Source organism: Stenotrophomonas sp. Steno-Z10-BAI (genome assembly GCF_056393115.1).
In genome coordinates this window covers 348,719-366,280 of the sequence record NZ_JBWJOZ010000002.1, presented here as the reverse complement: position 1 = coordinate 366,280, position 17,562 = coordinate 348,719, and the positions used below count along the sequence as shown (strand labels likewise).

The following is a 17,562-nucleotide window of genomic DNA, read 5'->3' as shown; positions in this document are numbered from 1 at the left end:
GATTGCAAAGCCTTACTAACATAGCCTCTGCTATATTGCGGCCGTGGACAGTCAACGCCGCCCCGAGAGCTCCCCCGCCTGGCCGTCGTCGGCCGGGCATACGCCCAGCCTGGGCGAGATGAACGCCAGCGTCGCGGTGCCTACGGGCGGACATTGGTGGTTCCGCCTGCTGGCCTTCCTCGGCCCGGGCTACATGATTTCGGTCGGCTACATGGACCCCGGCAACTGGGCCACCGATATCGCGGGCGGTGCGCAGTTCGGCTATCTGCTGCTCTCGGTGATCCTGCTCTCCAACCTGATGGCCATCGTGCTGCAGGGGCTGTCGGCACGCCTGGGCATCGCGACCGGGCGTGATCTGGCGCAGGCCTGCCGCGATCATTACTCGCGTCCGGTCAACCTGGGGCTGTGGCTGCTGTGCGAGATCGCGATCATCGCCTGCGACCTGGCCGAGGTGATCGGCACCGCGATCGCCTTGAAGCTGCTGTTCGGCATCCCGCTGCTGGCCGGCGCGATCATCACGGCGGTAGACGTGGTGCTGGTGCTGCTGCTGATGAACCGCGGCTTCCGCGCCCTGGAGGCGTTCGTGATCGCGCTGCTGCTGGTGATTTTCGGTTGCTTTTCGATCCAGATGATCATCGCTGCGCCGCCGCTGCAGGCGGTGCTCGCCGGGTTCATTCCGCACGCGCAGGTGGTGAGCGACCCCAAGGCGCTGTACCTGGCGATCGGCATCATCGGTGCCACCGTGATGCCGCACAATCTGTACCTGCACTCCTCCATCGTGCAGACCCGCGCTTATCCGCGCACCGATGCCGGACGCCGCAGTGCGCTGCGATGGGCGGTGACGGACAGCACCATCGCGTTGATGCTCGCGCTGTTCATCAATGCCTCGATCCTGATCCTGGCCGCCGCCGTGTTCCATGCGCAGGGCCGTACCGACGTGCAGGAGATCGAGCAGGCGTATGAGCTGCTGGCGCCGATGCTCGGCGTCGGGCTGGCCTCGACCCTGTTCGCGGTCGCCCTGCTCGCCTCGGGCATCAACTCCACCGTGACGGCGACGCTGGCCGGCCAGATCGTGATGGAGGGTTTCCTGCGCCTGCGGATCGCCCCGTGGGCACGGCGCTTGATCACCCGCGGCATCGCGATCGTGCCGGTGGTGGTGGTCACCGCGATCTATGGGGAGCAAGGCACCGCGCGATTGCTGGTGCTGAGCCAGGTACTGCTCTCGATGCAGCTGCCGTTCGCGGTGGTGCCGCTGGTGCGGTTCGTCTCGGACAAGGCCAAGATGGGGGCGCTGGTGGCGCCACGCTGGCTGATCGTGCTGTCGTGGCTGATCGGCGGGTTGATCATCGTGTTGAACGTGAAACTTCTCGTGGATGTGTGGCGGGGTTGAGGCCTGGCCACTTGACCTCAACGTTGGTTGAGGTGGCACAGTGCAGCCTCCTTATTCCACTGGCAATGCCAGATCGAGCCCTGCAATGACCGACACCTCGCAGCACGCGTTATGGAATGGCCCGGCCGGTGAGGCCTGGGTGGAGGCGCAGCGCATCCTCGATCAGATGTTCGCACCGCTGGCCACTCACCTGCTCGATGCCATCGCGCCGGGTACCGATGCCCAGGTGCTGGATGTGGGCTGCGGGACCGGCGCGGTGGCGCTGGCCATTGCCGGGCGGCTGGGTCCGGAGGCACACGTCACCGGGGTCGACATCTCGGCCCCGATGCTCGCCTTGGCGCGTGAACGCGCGCAGCGCGCCGGGCTGGCAGTGGACTTCATCGTCGCCGATGCGCAGCAGCATGCGTTCGCACCCGGGAGTCTGGACCGGATCGTGTCGCGCTTTGGCGTGATGTTCTTCGATGACCCAGTGCAGGCCTTCGGTCAGTTGCAGCGCGCCGCCAAACGCGGCGGCGTGCTGCAGGCGCTGGCCTGGCGCGGTCCGGACGAGAACGCGTTCATGACCAGCGCCGAGCGCGCCGCGGCACCCTGGCTGAGCTTGCCACCTCGCCAGCCCGGGGCACCGGGTCAGTTTGCGTTTGCCGACCAGGCCCGGGTCGAGCAGATCCTGAGGGACAGCGGCTGGGAGGATATCGAGCTGCTGCCGCTGGATGTGGTGTGCCGCATCGAACGCGCGGATCTGGCAACGTACGTTTCGCTGCTGGGACCGGTCGGGAGCGCGCTGCGAAACGGCGACCTTGTCGCGGACGTCCGAACGCAGGTGATCGACGCGGTGCTGCGTGCGTTCGAGCCGTTCGTCGACGCCGATTCAGTGACGTTCACGGCTGCCTGCTGGGACGTGCGCGCCCGCGCGTGGTGACGGCCGGCCGGATCCACGCCCTGCGCGGACGCCAGCTTCGGACTGTCTAGCGCCTGGCCATCAGCGTGCTGGTCAGCAGCATCGCTACCAGCGCCATCGCCGCTGCGGTCACGAATGCATACGCGGCGCCATCGGCATACGCCTGGCGCGCCAGCAGTGTCAGGGTGTCGTGTGCCGCTCCGGACACGGACAGCTCGCCGACCACCACGCGCTCGATCAGCGCCGGCGACCCTGTCTGCCCTGCCTCGCTCAGCGCCCCGCGGGCGGCGTCGCGTACGTGGCTGGACAACACCGCGCCCAGCGTGGCGAACCCGATCAGGATGCCGGAGAAGCGCGCGGTGGTGCTGATGCCGGAGGCCATGCCGGCGCGGTCCGGCGGGATCACGCTCATGATCGCCTTCTGTGTTTCGCCGTTGAGCAGGCCACCGCCACTGCCGAGCACGGCCATCGCCAGCAGCAGACCGGAATCGCTGTGCAGCCACAGCGCCAACGCGATGCCCAGGTTGCCGATCACGGCAACGCCCAGGCCCAGCGCCAGGATCCGACCGGACACCCACCGCGTCCCCAGCCGGCGCCCCGCGAACGGGAGCAGCAGCATCGCCAGCGCGAACGGCAGCATGTGCATGCCGGCCTGCAGCACGCTGTCACCGCGGGCGTTCTGCAGCAACAACGGCAGCAACGAGGCCATCACCTGCACGCAGGCGGCGTAGGCGAACATCGCCAGCACCGCGCCCACCAGTGCAGGCGCACGGAACAGGCGCAGATCCAGCATGGGCTGGGCACGGCGCTGCTCGACCACGATGAAGCCCGCGCCCAACGCGGTGCCGGCCAGCAGCCACGGCAGCACCGCGGCACTGCCCCAGCCCTCCACGGGGCCACGGATCAGCGCCCAGGTCCAGGACAGCATGCTGCCGGCGAACAGCAGCACGCCCGGCACATCGATGCGGCGGCTGACCGGATCGCGCGACTCGGGCACGAAGGCCCAGCTCAGGCTCGCCAGCAGCAGGCACAGCGGAAGATTGATATGGAAGGCCCAGCGCCAGCCAAACCAGGTGGCGATAGCGCCGCCGATCAGTGGCGCGAGCACCATGGTCAGGCCCATGATCGCGCCCCAGATCGCCCACGCGCGCGCGCGTGATGTCGGGGTCCGGTGCGCATGGCCGATCAGCGACAGCGCTGGCGCCAGCATGAACGCTGCGGCCGCCCCCTGCCCGGCCCGTGCCAGGTACAAGGCCATGGCGGTGCCGGCGATACCGCACGCGACCGAGGTCAGCGCGAACAGGCTCAAGCCGATCAGGAACAGGCGGCGACGCCCGATCCGGTCGGCCAGGGTGCCGACGGGCAGCAGCAGCGAGGCGAAGCACAGCACATAGGCACTGACCACCCATTCGATGTCTGCAAACGAGGCCGACAGATCGCGGGCGATGGTCGGCAGGACCACGCCGACCACGTTGGTATCGAGCACGGTGAGCGCGCAGCCGGCCGAGCCGAGCAGCAGCACGGCGTCCGCGCGGTGCGTGCCGGCCCGGCTCATGGCCGCGCGATCCCTCCCGCCACCGGCAGCCGCACGCGCAGCTTCTCGACGATGTCCTGTTCGTTCATTGCATAGCCGTAGACATCCTGCAGCTGCCCGTCAGCGCCGAGCAGGAACCACGAGGCGGTGTGCTCGAAGGTGGCCATGTCGCCCTCACCCACGCGCCGATAGCTCACGCCCAGGCTTTCGGCGATGGCGCGGGTACCGGGTTCGTCAGCGGCCAGGCCCAGGAACGTGGTATCGAAGGCCGCCAGATACTCGCGCAGGTGCGCAGGCGTATCGCGCTGCGGGTCGACGGTGACGAAGGCCACCTGCAGCTGCGCTGCCGCCGGGCCCAGCAGCTGCTTGATCTGAACCGCCTTGACCAGGCTCAGCGGGCACACTTCGGGGCAATGGGTGAAGCCGAAGAACAGCAGGGTCGGCTTGCCCTGCAGATCGCGGATGGCGAGCGTGCGCCCGTCGCTGCTCTCAAACTTGACCGCCCCCAGTGCCGCCTGGCCCATCACCGGCGCCTGGCGGTCGGCGCAGCCGCCCAGCAGCGCCAGCGTGAGCAGGCCCGCCGCTGCCCAGCGCGTCACTTCACCGCCCCGTGCGGCACCAGGCCATCGCGCACACTGAACTCCACCACCTGCGCTGCGCTGCGGGCAAACTGCAGCGTCACCCGCACCGTCTGGCCGGCCGACACCGGCCGCTTCGGGTTGAGCAGCATCAGGTGGTATCCCCCGGGCTGCAGCGCGACGGTCTGGCCCTCCGGCAAGGCCAGGCCATCGGGCAGCGCTTCCATGCGCATCACTTCCCCGTCCATGCGCATGGCATGGATCTGCACCTCGGCAAACGCCGGGGACGCGGCCGACAGCAGCCGGTCCTCGCCGCCGCCGTTATGCAGCTGCACATACCCGGCCGCCACGTTCGCCGCCGGCGGTGGCAGGCGCACCCACGCATCGCTGACCGACACCGTTGCCGCGGTGTGGGCCTGCGCGGCCGCAGCCACCACCGGCATCACGGAACACGTCAACAGCAGCCCGGCAGCCAGGACACCCGAGCGTGACCAGCTCATGGCGCGGCCGACATCTGCATCGGCATCATGTTGAGGTTGGCGTTGTGCATCACCCACAGCGAACCGGCCACCACGATGGCGATCAGGAACGCGGTGCACAGGAAGATGCCGGTGTTCTCGCGCTGGCTGCGCCCTGCCCCGATATGCAGGAACAGCACCAACTGGGCGACCAGCTGCACCACGCACAGCACCACGATGGCGGTCAGCCGCAGCGGCTGCGGCACCAGATCGGTCATGACCACGCCGAACGAGGCGCCGGTGAGCACCAGGCACAGCAGCAGGCCGAGGATGTAGCCCTTCAGAGTGGCGTGGCCGCTCATACAAACTCCCTCAGGTAGACGAAGGTGAACACACAGATCCAGATCAGATCCAGGAAGTGCCAGAACAGGCTCAGGCAGGCCAGGCGGCGCCGCACGATGCCGTCCAGGCCGAACGTCAGCACCTGGTGGATCATGATCGCCAGCCACAGCAGGCCGAAGGTGACGTGCAGGCCGTGGGTGGCCACCAGCGTGAAGTACGCCGAGAGGTAGGCACTCACATCCGGGGTGGCGCCTTCATGGATCAGCTCGGCGAACTCATACAGCTCCATGCCGATGAAGACCGCACCGAGCACGCCGGTCACGGCCAGCCAGCCCACCACCTGGTTGCGTTTGCCGGCCTGCATGCCGAGCATCGCCAGGCCGAAGGTGAAGCTGCTCAGCAGCAGCACCACCGTTTCGGAGAGCACGAAGCCGAGCTTGAACAGGTCCTTGCCGCTGGGGCCATCGGCCGTTCCGTTGAGCAGCACGCCGAAGGTGGCGAACAGCACCGCGAAGATCAGGCAGTCGCCCATCAGGTACATCCAGAACCCGACGACGGTCTTGTTGCCGTCGTCGTGGTGCTCGTGGGCGTGGTCGTGATGACCGGCCGCGAGCCGCCCGTGCTGCGTGGCAGCGGTCAGGGTATCGCCGCTCATGCCTTGGCTCCTTCCATCTGCGCGAAGTGCGCCTCTTCGATGCGCTTCACCTCGGCGGCGGGCACGTAATAGTCCACATCACGGTCATACGAGCGCAGCACGAAGGTCGCGATCACACCGATCAGGCCGATGCCGGCCAGCGCCCACATGTGCCAGACCAGGGCGAAGCACAGCACCAGGCTGAACACCGAGATCACCACACCCGACGCGGTATTGCGCGGCATGTGGATGTCCTCGTAGGTGTCCTGGCGTTGCCAGGCCCGGCCGTGCTGCTTGTCGTCCCAATGCTGCTCCAGCGAGGTGATCGCCGGGAGCTTGGCGAAGTTGTAGAACGGCGGTGGCGAGGACGTGGCCCACTCCAGGCTGCGCGCATTCCACGGGTCGCCGGTGAGGTCCATGTTGGCCTTGCGGTCACGCACGCTGACATAGAACTGGATGAACATCGCGGCGATACCGGCGGCGATCACCAGCGCACCGATGGCGGCCACGATCAGCCACGGCTGGTAACCCTCCACCCCGTAGTGGTTCATGCGGCGGGTCATGCCCTTGAAGCCCAGCACGTACAGCGGCATGAAGGCCAGATAGAAGCCGACCAGCCAGCACCAGAACGAAATCTTGCCCCAGCGCTCGTTGAGGGTGAAGCCAAAGGCCTTCGGGAACCAGAAGCTGATGCCGGCCAGGCAGCCGAACACCACGCCGCCGATGATCACGTTATGGAAGTGCGCGATCAGGAACAGGCTGTTGTGCAGCACGAAATCCGCACCCGGGATCGCCAGCATCACGCCGGTCATGCCACCCAGCGCGAAGGTGACCATGAAGCCGATGGTCCACATCGTCGAGGAGTGGTAACGGATCCTGCCGCGGTACATGGTGAACAGCCAGTTGAACAGCTTCACCCCGGTGGGGATCGAGATGATGGAGGTCATGATGCCGAAGAAGGCATTGACGTTCGCACCCGAGCCCATGGTGAAAAAGTGGTGCAGCCACACGAAGAACGACAGGATGCCGATCGACGAGGTGGCATAGACCATCGAGCGGTAGCCGAACAGCGGCTTGCCCGAGAACGTAGCGATGATCTCCGAGAACGCGCCGAAGCACGGCAGGATCAGCACGTAGACTTCCGGGTGGCCCCAGATCCAGATCAGGTTGACGTACATCATGGCGTTGCCGCCGGCGTCATTGGTGAAGAAATGCATCCCGAAATAGCGATCCATGGTCAGCAGCGCCAGGGTCGCGGTCAGCACCGGGAAGATCGCCACGATCAGGATGTTGGTGATCAATGCGGTCCAGGTGAACACCGGCATCTTCATCAGGTCCATGCCCGGCGCACGCATCTTGAGGATGGTGACGATGAAGTTCAGGCCGGTCAGCGTGGTGCCGATGCCGGAGACCTGCAATGACCAGATGTAGTAGTCCACGCCCACCGTGGGGCTGTACTCGATGCCGGACAGCGGCGGATACGCCACCCAGCCGGTCGCGGCGAAATCGCCGACGAACATCGACAGCATCACCAGCACTGCGCCCACCGCCGACAGCCAGAAGCTGAGCGAGTTGACGAACGGGAATGCCACGTCGCGCGCGCCGATCTGCAGCGGCACCACGATGTTCATCAGGCCCACGATGAGCGGGGTGGCCACGAAGAAGATCATGATCACGCCGTGCGCGGTGAAGATCTGGTCGTAGTGTTCCGGCGGCAGGTAGCCGGCGCTGTCATTGGCGGCGATGGCCTGCTGGGCACGCATCATCAGCGCATCGGCGAAGCCACGCACCAGCATGACCAGGGCCAGGATGATGTACATCACGCCGATTTTCTTGTGGTCCACCGAGGTGATCCACTCGGTCCAGAGGTAGCCCCACTTCTTGTAATACGTGATGGCCGCGACGATCGCCACGCCCAGCAGCAGCGAGCCCACCAGCGCCGACATGATGATCGGGTCGTGGTAGGGAATCGCTTCGAGGTTCAACTTTCCAAGCACAATCAGTTCTCCGCGGTACGGCTGGCAGACGCGGCCAGGCTCACGAGTTGGGTTTTCGCGCCGGGCTCTTCTCCGGGCAGGCAGATTTCGTCGTCGGGCATGTCGCCATAGCGGCGCAGGATGCTGTTGAACAGGCCGGTATCCACGCTGGCGAAACGCTGCATCGGCGCGCCATGGGTGGGCTTCTCCAGTTCAGCCAGACGGGCCTGGCCCAGGTGCTGGGCGGTGCCACGCGCCTGCGCCAGCCACTGGTCGAAGTCCGCCGCCGTCATCACCCGCGCATCGAACTTCATGTCCGAGAAGCCCGCGCCGCTGTAGGCCGATGACATCCCGGCATAGGTGCCCGGCGTGTGCCCGATCAGGTGCAGGCGGGTCTGCATCGCCGGCATGGTGTAGACCATGCTGCCCAGCTGCGGCACGAAGAAGGCATTCATCATCGACTCGGAGGTCAGCTTGAAGGCGACCGGCGTATCGACCGGCATCACCAGTTCATTGACCGTGGCCACGTTGTGGTCCGGATAGATGAACAGCCACTTCCAGTTGAGCGAGACCACTTCCACGCGCAGCGCGGGCGTGTCCGATTCGATCGGGCGGTAGGGATCCAGCGCGTGGGTGCTCTTCCAGATCAACACACCCAGAACGACCACGATCAGGCACGGAATCGTCCACACCACCACTTCGATCGCGGTGGAGTGCGACCAGTTGGGTGCGTAGGTGGCCTTCTTGTTCGCCTCGCGGTAGTGCCACGCGAAGTACAGCGTGAGGATGATCACCGGGATCACCACCAGCAGCATCAGGCCGGTGCAGACCAGGATCAGCTGCATTTCCTGCTCGGCGATGCTGCCCATGGGATTGAACAGCTCCAGGTTCTTGCAGCCTGTGAGCAGCGGCAGCAGCGCTGCCAGGCCGAACCAGCGTCCGGCGCGGGCTCGACCGGCCAGCGTGGCGCGGAGAGCGGAGTGTGTAGCGGGGTTCATGCGTGACGGCCCTTCCAACGCAGTGCCGGGCCGGGCGGCCCGGATCATGAAAAGTGGCGAACACCCCCCTGCATGACCGATATGCATGGAGGGTGCCCGCCGCAGCCGCGTACGTTAGGCAACGACATGATCCATACATGATGCGACACACTGTCGCAGCCGCTCGCCCTGGCGCGCGTACCATGCGCGCATGGAATGGAGCCCCCTCATCGCCGATGGCCACGGGCCGGTGTACCTGCGCATCGTGCAGGCGCTGGAACGTGCGGTGTGGTCCGGTGCGTTACGTCCCGGCCAGCGCCTGCCCGCACAGCGTGCGCTGGCCACCGAGCTGAAGGTGGACCTCACCACCATCACCCGTGCGTTCACCGAGGCACGCAAGCGCGGGCTGATCGATGCGCGTGGCCCGCTGGGGTCGTTCGTCGCGCCGCCGCAGGTGGAACTTGCCCAGCTGGTGGACCTGAGCATGAACCTGCCGCCCAGCCCCGGCGGCGGCCAGGTCGCGGACATGCTGCAGCGTGGCCTGTCATCGGTGCTGACCCGCAGCGACGTCGGCAACCTGATGACCTATCACGTGGGCGGCGGAAGCCGGGCGGATCATCGGGCTGCACAACAGTGGCTCAAGCCGATCCTCGGCAAGCTGGATGCCGACACCTTGATCGTCACGGAAGGCGCGCAGGCTGCGCTGTCCGCCCTGTTGCTGGCGCTGACCGACGCCGGTGACACGATTCTGTGCGAGCCGCTGGTCTATCCCGGGCTGCTGCATGCCGCGCGGGTGCTGCAGCGGCACCTTCAGGTGGTCGAGTGCGACGAGCACGGGATGCGCCCGGATGGGCTGGCCCGTACCGCGAAAGAACGGGGTGCGCGCGTGGTCTATCTCAACCCGACCGCGCAGAACCCCACCGCCCACACGATGCCGCAGGCACGCCGCGAAGCGTTGGCGGAGGTGATCCGCGCGCAGCACCTGCAGCTGATCGAAGACGACCCCTACTGGCTGCTGCTGGAGGACGCCCCTGCCCCGCTCGCGCTGCTGGCGCCACGGCACGCCTGCTACATCTCCACGCTCTCCAAGTGCCTCAGTCCAGGCCTGCACACCGGCTTCGTGCGCCTTCCCGAAGGCATGGACCGGCAGCCGATGCTGGATGCGCTGCGCGCGGTGAACCTGATGGCACCGCCACTGATGAACGCCCTGGTGACGCAGCTGATCCTGGACGGCTCCGCCCAGGCCATGCTGACACTGGTGCAGGACGAAGCGGCCGAACGACGCTATCTGGCGCGGTCGGCGTTGTCGCCGCGGTTCCTGCAGCATTGCGCGGGCGTGCACGCCTGGTGCCGTCTTCCCGCGCACTGGACCGATGCCAGCCTCACCCACGCCGCGCGCCTGCAGGGGCTGGGCATCGCACCGTCATCGGCGTTCACGCCCGAAGGGGTGGCGATCAACGATGCGGTGCGGATCTCATTGGGTGCCGCCGCCAACCGGCAGGAACTGCACCGGGCGCTGCGCCAGCTGGATCAGCTGATGCATGTGGCGGCGGAAAGGCCCGGCTGGACGGTGTGACGCCAGCCTTTCGGCCCGCTCAGCCGGAAACGGCTTTGGCCTGCTTCCAGACGGCTTCAAACTGGCTGGCGGTGATGGCGTCATCCGAATCCAGATCCAGCCAGGACAGCGGCTGATCGGACAGCGGGAAGCGCTCATCGGCCTGCCCGGTTTTGTCGGCCCAGACCAGCACACTGCGGTAGCTCTCCACCTGCCGGACGATCACATCGCCCTGCGCCTCGAGGTAGATCGTGCCGTTGCCGATCTCGGATTCTGCGGGGTGTTTGTAATGCTTGCGGGGCGTGCTCATGGCGGGGCGCTATCTGGCAATGAAAATGGGGCCGGGGAATATACCCTGATCCGGCCGTTCCGAGTCTGCGATCGCCGCCCGCGAACGAGGGAGTGCCGGCCGCTGGCCGGCTTCCCGTAGACCACGCAAGCAGGCACTAGACGACCGGTCTAATCAAGCGTACAGTGGCGTCCATGAACTCGCCCACCACCGCCTCCCCTGTCCGTGACACGATCCTCGCCACCGGCCAGCGGATCATGGGCGCCAAAGGCTTTTCCGCCGTCGGCCTCAACGAGGTCCTTTCCGCGGCAGGGGTTCCCAAGGGCTCGTTCTACCACTACTTCGCCTCGAAGGAAGCCTTCGGCGAGGCATTGCTGGAGGACTACTTCAGCGCCTATCTCGCCGATATGGACCGCATCTTCCGCCAGCCGGGCCAGACCAAGGCCGAGCAACTGGCGGTGTACTTCCGCGCCTGGCAGGACAGCCAGTCCTTCGAGGACTGCCAGGGCAAGTGCCTGGCCGTCAAGCTCGGTGCCGAAGTGGCGGACCTTTCCGAACCCATGCGGGCCGCACTCCAGCGGGGCACCACGGGGATCACCGATCAGCTGGCGCGTGCGATTGCAGCGGGTCTGGCCGACGGATCGGTGGCAACACGGGAGCCGCCCGAGGCGGTCGCCCGAAGCCTGTATCAGCTGTGGCTGGGGACCAGCATCATGGTCAAGATCGCCCGCACCACCGGCCCGTTCGATGACGCCGTGGCGTTGACCGCCCGCCTTCTGCATACCGCCCCCTGACAAAGGCCTGTCTCACGCACGCCGGCATCGGCGTGTTTTTCTCGGCCCCATCACTAGACGACCAGTCTAATCAAGCACCCACAGGAGCATCATCCATGAAAGTCCTCATCGTTCTGACCTCGCACGACGAACTCGGCGCCACCGGCAAGAAGACCGGCTTCTGGCTGGAAGAGCTGGCCGCGCCCTACTACACCTTCAAGGATGCGGGCGCCGAGATCGTGCTGGCCTCGCCCAAGGGTGGGCGGCCGCCGCTGGATCCCAAAAGCAACGAACCGGACTTCAAGACCGACGCCACCCGCCGTTTCGAAGCAGACGCGGATGCCAACGCGCAGCTGGCCAACACCGTGCGGCTGGACAGCGTTTCGCAGGCCGAGTTCGATACCGTGTTCTATCCCGGCGGCCACGGCCCGCTGTGGGACCTCGCCGAAGACACCCACTCCATCGCGCTGATCGAAGCCTTCATCGCCGCCGGCAAGCCGGTCGCGCTGGTCTGCCATGCGCCGGGCGTGCTGCGTCACGTCACGACTGCCGAGGGTGCCCCGCTGGTGCAGGGCAAGAAGGTCACGGGCTTCACCAACACCGAAGAAGATGCCGTCGGCCTGACCGAGGTGGTGCCGTTCCTGGTCGAGGACATGCTCAAGGCGGCGGGCGGCCACTATTCCAAGGGACCGGACTGGGGCTCGTATGTGGTCAGCGATGGCTTGCTGATCACCGGCCAGAATCCGGCCTCGTCGGCCGAAGCGGCTGAGGTGCTGGTGAAGCGACTCGCGTCCGCCACCAAGGCCTGAGCCGCCGCGACGGCATCGGATTTCACGGTGCCCCACGCCGCCAGGGACGGCAGCAGCGGCAGAAGATGTTTCATGCACATGCGTTGTCCTCCGGGATGGCGTGGGACCGCCAACTCATGGCGTGGCAGGGAATCCAGCATCGGCCAGCGCGGCCAGGAAGGCGGCCCGCTCGCGGTCGCTCTCCACGCGTACTTCGCGCGCGGGCGGATCGGTCTCGATGCGTGCGTGTGGATCAACGCCCTGCAGGGCCTTGGTGACGGAGCGGGCGCAGCCGCCGCAGGTCATGGTGGGAAGGGTGAAACGATGCATCGGGCGACCTCGCCGTGGTGGGTGTCAGCCCACTGTCGGGGATGACAACGTGGCAAGGTCAAGGCCTTAACGCGTCCGCGCCCTTTGTGCAGGGCATGAACGCCACCGGGTCGATCAGGACTGTGGCGTGCGGGCCGCGCGCCCGCGCGAGGACACCGGCGTATCCGCACCGAACAACGGGGTTTTGCGAGGCTTGCCGGCTGATGCGGTCTCCGCCGGCGCGGAAACGGGCTGGGCCAGGCCGGCGATGATCGGGCAATCCGGCCGGTCATTGCCGTGGCAGTGCGCGGCCAGATGCTCCAGCGTCTGCACCATCGCCTGCAGCTCAGCGATCTTCGCCTTCAGCCCACCCACGTGCGACAGCGCCACCGCCTTGACGTCGGCACTGGCACGCTCGCGGTCCTGCCACAGCACCAGCAGTTCGCCGATCTGTTCGACTGAAAAACCGAGATCGCGCGCGCGGCGGATGAAGCGCAGGCTGTGTGCGTCCTGCGGGCTGTAGTGCCGGTAGCCCGCCTCCGAGCGCGCCGGCGGCGGGATCAGGCCGATCTGCTCGTAATAGCGGATCATCTTTGCCGACACGCCCGAAAACGTCGCGGCTTCACCGATATTCATCGTCCGGTCCTCATCTCACTTTCCACCATGCCGGTGCCCAGCGTATCGGCCTGCATCGGTGCATGGAATCGCTTGAGCCGCAGCGCATTGCCGAGCACGAATACACTGGACAATGCCATCGCCGCCGCAGCGAAGATCGGCGAGAGCAGCGTGCCGTTTAACGGGTACAGCAGGCCAGCGGCCACCGGGATCAGCACCGCGTTGTAGGCGAAGGCCCAGAACAGGTTCTGCTTGATGTTGCGGATCGTCGCCTGGCTCAGGGCAATCGCGTTGGGCACGCCGCGCAGGTCGCCGGACATCAGCACCACGTCGGCCGCCTCGATCGCCACATCGGTGCCGGTGCCGATGGCCAGGCCGACATCGGCCTCGGCCAGCGCCGGTGCGTCATTGATCCCGTCACCGACGAAGGCCACCTTGGCGCCACCCGCACGGAAACGCTTGAGCGCGGCGACCTTGCCATCGGGCAGCACCTCGGCGGCCACTTCATCGATGCCCAGCTGGCGCGCGATGGCCGCCGCCGTGGCCGCGTTGTCACCGGTGATCATCGCCACCTTCAGGCCCAGCGCGTGCAGGGCCTGGATCGCCGCGGGGGTGCTTTCCTTGATCGGGTCGGCCACGGCGATCACCGCCGCCAGACGCCCATCGATGGTGGCATACAGCGGGCTCCTGCCCTGCTCGCCGAGCCGCTGCGCGGTGGGCCGGAAGGCGGTCACATCCAGACCCAGCCGGGTCATGTAGCGGTCCGCGCCGACGGCCACGGTGCGGCCACCGACCTGCGCGGACACACCGAAGCCGGGCACCGCCTCGAAGCGCTCGAGGGGCGCCAGTGCCAGCCCACGCGTTTTGGCGGCAGCCACGATGGCCTCGGCGATGGGATGCTCCGAGCGGGTTTCCACCGCAGCGACCAGCGCCAGCACCTCATCGGCCTGGAAACCATCGGCAGGCTCCAGGTCGGTCAGTTCGGGACGGCCCTTGGTCAGCGTACCGGTCTTGTCCAGCGCGATCACACTCACATCGCGCAGTGCCTGCAGCGCCTCGCCCTTGCGGAACAGCACGCCCAGCTCCGCCGCGCGGCCGGTGCCGACCATGATCGAGGTCGGCGTGGCCAGGCCCATCGCACAAGGGCAGGCAATGATCAGCACCGCCACCGCATTGACCAGCGCAAAGGTCAGCGCCGGTGCCGGACCGAACACCAGCCACACCAGGAAGGTCAGCGCGGCTGCAGCCATCACCGCCGGCACGAACCACATGGTGACCCGGTCGACCAGCGCCTGGATCGGCAGCTTGGAGCCCTGTGCCTGCTCGACCAGACGGATGATCTGGGCCAGCACGGTATCCCCGCCCACCTTGGTGACACGGAAGCTGAAGGCACCGGTGGTGTTGAGGGTGCCCCCGACCACCTCGGCGCCCACGGCCTTGGCCACCGGTACCGGCTCGCCGGTGATCATGCTCTCATCCACATAGGACGCCCCCTCCACCACCGCGCCGTCCACCGGCACCTTCTCCCCCGGGCGGACCAGTACGACATCGCCGAGCGTGACCTCGTCCAGCGGCACCTCGACGTTCTCACCGCCACGTTGCACGCGTGCAGTCCGCGCCTGCAGCCCGACCAGGCGCTTGATCGCCTGCGAGGTACGGCCCTTCGCCCGCGCCTCGAGCGTTCGCCCGAGCAGGATCAGGGTCACGATGACGACCGCCGCTTCAAAGTAGACGTTGGCGGTGCCCGGCGGCAGCACGCCCGGGGCGAAGGTGGCGACCACCGAGTAGCCATAGGCCGCCGCGGTGCCGAGCGAGACCAGCGAGTTCATGTCCGGGGCGCCGCGCAGCAGTGCCGGCACGCCTTTGCGGAAGAAGCGCAGGCCCGGCCCGAACAGCACCAGCGTGGCCAGCGCGAACTGCAGGTACCAGCTGGTCTGCAGGCCAACGGTATGCATCACCCAGTGGTGCATGGCCGGGACAAGGTGCGAGCCCATTTCCAGGATGAACACCGGCAGGGTCAGCAGCGCCGCCAGCAACAGGGAGCGGCGCAGCGCGCGGGCGTCACCTTCGCGGCGTTCCTCCTCCTGATCACCGGCCGCAGCCGTGCTCACGCCTGCAACGCGCGCGGTGTAGCCGGCGTTTTCCACGGCAGCCAGCAGATCGGCGACGGAGACCGTACCGGCCAGATGACGCACCTGCGCCCGTTCGGTCGCCAGGTTGACGCTGGCCGCGATCACGCCCGGCAGCTGCGCAAGGCCGCGCTCCACGCGACCAACGCAGGACGCGCAGGTCATCCCTTCGATGCTCAGTTCGGTGGTGGCTTCGCGCACGGTGTAGCCGGCGCGTTCGATGGCACGGACCGCCGCCTGAGGATCGGGCGCCCCGATGAAGCTGAGATCGGCCCGCTCGGTGGCCAGGTTGACCGACGCCGTCTGCACGCCGGGGACGGCGGTCAGCGCGCGCTCCACCCGGCCCACGCAGGAGGCGCAGGTCATGCCCTCGATGGGCAGGCTCAGGCGGCTGAGCGGCGCGCCGGACCGGGAAGCAACAGAAGACATGGGGCAGTCCTTGGGGTGAGGTTACCTGCCACCCTAAAGATTCCCATCATGGGAAGGTCAAGCCCCCTCTTAACGGGGACGGAGGTAATTATTAATCCCCTCCGTCCCCGTAAAGGATTATGGCTGGGCGGGCGTCCCGTCGTGAGTGACCCGCCAGATCGTGTTGGAGAGGTCATCGGCAACGATCAGTGCACCACGCGGGTCGACCGTGACACCTACCGGGCGGCCGCGCGTCTTGCCGTCCTCGCCGAAGAAACCGCTCACGAAATCGATCGGCTCGCCGGCCGGACGGCCATTGCTGAAGGGCACGAAGACGACTTTGTAGCCGACCGGCGGATTGCGGTTCCAGCTGCCGTGCTCGCCAACGAAGACGCCATCGGCAAACCGGGTGCCCATCACCGGCGACGAGAACGCCACCCCGAGTGCGGCCACATGCGAGCCCAGCGCGTAATCCGGTGCGATGGCCGAGGCGACCTTTTCCGGATTCTGCGGCATCACCCGGCGATCCACATTCTTGCCCCAGTAGCTGTAAGGCCAGCCATAGAAGCCGCCCTCCTTCACCGAGGTGAGGTAATCGGGCACGAGGTTCGGGCCGATCTCATCGCGCTCGTTGACCACCGCCCACAGCGTGCCGGTGCCCGGCTGGATCGCCAGCGCGGTGGGATTGCGGATACCGGTGGCGTAATCCTTGTGCGCGCCGGTGGCCACATCGATCTGCCAGATCCGCGCGCGGTCGATCTCCACCGCCATGCCCCGCTCGGTGATGTTGCTGTTGGAGCCGATACCCACGTACAGATAGCGGCCATCCGCACTGGCGGTCATCGCCTTGGTCCAGTGATGGTTGATCGCCGCGGGCAGATCGGTCAGCTTCACTGGTGCGCCGCTCGCCTTGGTCTGGCCTTCCTGGTAGTCAAAGCGCACCACCGCATCCTGGTTGGCCACGTAGATCGCATTGCCGATCATCGCCAGGCCATACGGCGCGTTGAGCTTGTCGGCAAAGACTGTTTTCAGTTCGTAGGTGCCGTCGCCATCAGCGTCGCGCAGCAGGGTCAGGCGGTTGCCGCTCTTGACTGACGTGTTGCCCTTGGCCTTGATCTTGCCGGCAATGACATCCTTCGGCTTGAGGGCAGGCGCACTGCCGCCACGACCTTCAGCGACCAGAATATCGCCGTTGGGCAGCACCAGGGTCTGCCGCGGAATGCCCAGATCGGTGGCGATCGCCGAGATGCGGTAGCCCTTCGGCACCGTCGGCAACATGTCGCCCCACTGCGCCGGCTTGGCGATGGTCATGTCCGGCATCAACCCGCGATGCGGCTTGGGCATCTCCGGGTTGCCGCCATACTGCTCCAGCTCGGGCGCCTTGCCGCTGCAGGCAGCGAGTGCGACCGCAAGCGCGGACACCGAAAGAAGGCGGAACGTCGTCTGGCGGCTCATCGCACACCTCCCACGCGCAGGCTGGACAGGCCCACCCAGGTGGCGACCAGCGCCAGCACCGTCAGGATCACCGAGAGCACCAGCCCCGCCGGCATCACTGCCCAAGCGTCGCGCGCATGGTGCAGGCAGTTGATGAAGCCCACGCCCCATATCACCGCCAGAATCACCACGTAAGCGAGGTTGCGACTGCCACGGACCAGACCAACGATCCCGCACAGCAGGGCCAGCGTGGTCATCACCATCGCACCGATCAGCAGCCAGGACGCAAAGTTGGCCCACTGGATCTCGTACGAACTCCAGTATGCGTAGTCCGCCAGCAGTGCGCCGAGGAACAGCGGCAGCACGCCGCCCAGTACAGCGGCGTGGAACGGATGGATGACCCATGATCGGGTCAGGACAACGGTCGAAGCCATGGTGGTCTCCTGGTGAGGGGGCGAATCTCTTCCGATCCTGC

Annotated in this window: 18 protein-coding genes; 5 read left to right on the top strand and 13 right to left on the bottom strand. The window is 66.9% G+C overall.

Annotated features, from left to right (window positions below):
• Positions 1-43 precede the first annotated feature (43 nt).
• A complete protein-coding gene (locus tag AC06E9_RS06605) occupies positions 44-1,390 on the top strand; it encodes an Nramp family divalent metal transporter (protein ID WP_478055744.1) in 1,347 nt (448 codons plus the stop codon).
• Positions 1,391-1,475: 85 nt separating this feature from the next.
• Complete coding sequence (locus AC06E9_RS06600) at positions 1,476-2,309, top strand: class I SAM-dependent methyltransferase (protein WP_478055743.1); 834 nt, start codon at positions 1,476-1,478, stop codon at positions 2,307-2,309.
• Positions 2,310-2,355: 46 nt separating this feature from the next.
• Here AC06E9_RS06600 and AC06E9_RS06595 read toward each other — a convergent pair whose 3' ends face one another.
• From AC06E9_RS06595 to cyoA, 7 genes are read right to left on the bottom strand one after another with little or no spacing between them, the layout of a single operon-like run.
• Positions 2,356-3,843 (bottom strand): MFS transporter, encoded by a 1,488-nt coding sequence (locus AC06E9_RS06595; protein ID WP_478055742.1) that lies wholly within the window; start codon positions 3,841-3,843, stop codon positions 2,356-2,358.
• Positions 3,840-4,421: an SCO family protein gene (locus AC06E9_RS06590; protein WP_478055741.1), complete on the bottom strand. Its 582-nt coding sequence runs from the start codon at positions 4,419-4,421 to the stop codon at positions 3,840-3,842. Before AC06E9_RS06590 ends, AC06E9_RS06595 begins: the two co-directional genes overlap by 4 nt.
• Entirely contained in the window at positions 4,418-4,900 is a 483-nt protein-coding gene (locus tag AC06E9_RS06585; RefSeq protein ID WP_152151392.1) for a copper chaperone PCu(A)C, read from the bottom strand. The genes AC06E9_RS06590 and AC06E9_RS06585 overlap by 4 nt, the downstream gene beginning before the upstream one ends.
• On the bottom strand, positions 4,897-5,220 hold the full coding sequence (gene cyoD / locus AC06E9_RS06580; RefSeq protein WP_121036963.1) for a cytochrome o ubiquinol oxidase subunit IV: 324 nt from the start codon (positions 5,218-5,220) through the stop codon (positions 4,897-4,899). Before cyoD ends, AC06E9_RS06585 begins: the two co-directional genes overlap by 4 nt.
• Positions 5,217-5,855 carry a cytochrome o ubiquinol oxidase subunit III gene (cyoC, locus tag AC06E9_RS06575; RefSeq protein WP_478055740.1) on the bottom strand — a complete coding sequence of 213 codons (639 nt, stop codon included), beginning with the start codon at positions 5,853-5,855 and terminating at the stop codon, positions 5,217-5,219. Before cyoC ends, cyoD begins: the two co-directional genes overlap by 4 nt.
• Positions 5,852-7,831 (bottom strand): cytochrome o ubiquinol oxidase subunit I, encoded by a 1,980-nt coding sequence (gene cyoB / locus AC06E9_RS06570; protein WP_461769915.1) that lies wholly within the window; start codon positions 7,829-7,831, stop codon positions 5,852-5,854. Before cyoB ends, cyoC begins: the two co-directional genes overlap by 4 nt.
• 2 nt (positions 7,832-7,833) lie before the next feature.
• The gene (gene cyoA / locus AC06E9_RS06565) at positions 7,834-8,808 is read right to left on the bottom strand and encodes a ubiquinol oxidase subunit II (RefSeq protein ID WP_478055739.1); all 975 of its coding nucleotides are present in this window, start codon (positions 8,806-8,808) and stop codon (positions 7,834-7,836) included.
• A 190-nt stretch (positions 8,809-8,998) separates the two neighbouring features.
• On the opposite strand from cyoA, the gene AC06E9_RS06560 reads away from it, so the two are divergent.
• Positions 8,999-10,363, top strand: a complete 1,365-nt coding sequence (locus tag AC06E9_RS06560; RefSeq protein ID WP_478055738.1) for an aminotransferase-like domain-containing protein — start codon at positions 8,999-9,001, stop codon at positions 10,361-10,363.
• 19 nt (positions 10,364-10,382) lie between these two features.
• On the opposite strand, the gene AC06E9_RS06555 is transcribed toward AC06E9_RS06560, so the two are convergent.
• Complete coding sequence (locus tag AC06E9_RS06555; RefSeq protein WP_121036968.1) at positions 10,383-10,652, bottom strand: hypothetical protein; 270 nt, start codon at positions 10,650-10,652, stop codon at positions 10,383-10,385.
• A gap of 173 nt (positions 10,653-10,825) precedes the next feature.
• Between AC06E9_RS06555 and AC06E9_RS06550 the strand changes: the two genes are divergently transcribed.
• Both AC06E9_RS06550 and AC06E9_RS06545 read left to right on the top strand, forming a co-directional pair.
• Complete coding sequence (locus tag AC06E9_RS06550) at positions 10,826-11,425, top strand: TetR/AcrR family transcriptional regulator (RefSeq protein WP_478055737.1); 600 nt, start codon at positions 10,826-10,828, stop codon at positions 11,423-11,425.
• 95 nt (positions 11,426-11,520) lie between these two features.
• Positions 11,521-12,213 carry a type 1 glutamine amidotransferase domain-containing protein gene (locus AC06E9_RS06545; protein WP_121036970.1) on the top strand — a complete coding sequence of 231 codons (693 nt, stop codon included), beginning with the start codon at positions 11,521-11,523 and terminating at the stop codon, positions 12,211-12,213.
• A gap of 114 nt (positions 12,214-12,327) precedes the next feature.
• Here AC06E9_RS06545 and AC06E9_RS06540 read toward each other — a convergent pair whose 3' ends face one another.
• The 5 genes from AC06E9_RS06540 to AC06E9_RS06520 form a co-directional block, all read right to left on the bottom strand.
• Complete coding sequence (locus AC06E9_RS06540) at positions 12,328-12,522, bottom strand: heavy-metal-associated domain-containing protein (protein ID WP_070473916.1); 195 nt, start codon at positions 12,520-12,522, stop codon at positions 12,328-12,330.
• A 114-nt stretch (positions 12,523-12,636) separates the two neighbouring features.
• A complete protein-coding gene (gene cueR / locus AC06E9_RS06535; RefSeq protein ID WP_121036971.1) occupies positions 12,637-13,137 on the bottom strand; it encodes a Cu(I)-responsive transcriptional regulator in 501 nt (166 codons plus the stop codon).
• A complete protein-coding gene (locus AC06E9_RS06530) occupies positions 13,134-15,674 on the bottom strand; it encodes a heavy metal translocating P-type ATPase (RefSeq protein WP_478055736.1) in 2,541 nt (846 codons plus the stop codon). Before AC06E9_RS06530 ends, cueR begins: the two co-directional genes overlap by 4 nt.
• Positions 15,675-15,791: 117 nt before the next feature.
• A complete protein-coding gene (locus tag AC06E9_RS06525; RefSeq protein ID WP_478055735.1) occupies positions 15,792-17,108 on the bottom strand; it encodes a PQQ-dependent sugar dehydrogenase in 1,317 nt (438 codons plus the stop codon).
• On the bottom strand, positions 17,105-17,521 hold the full coding sequence (locus AC06E9_RS06520) for a DUF2231 domain-containing protein (RefSeq protein WP_152151373.1): 417 nt from the start codon (positions 17,519-17,521) through the stop codon (positions 17,105-17,107). The genes AC06E9_RS06525 and AC06E9_RS06520 overlap by 4 nt, the downstream gene beginning before the upstream one ends.
• Positions 17,522-17,562: the final 41 nt, after the last annotated feature.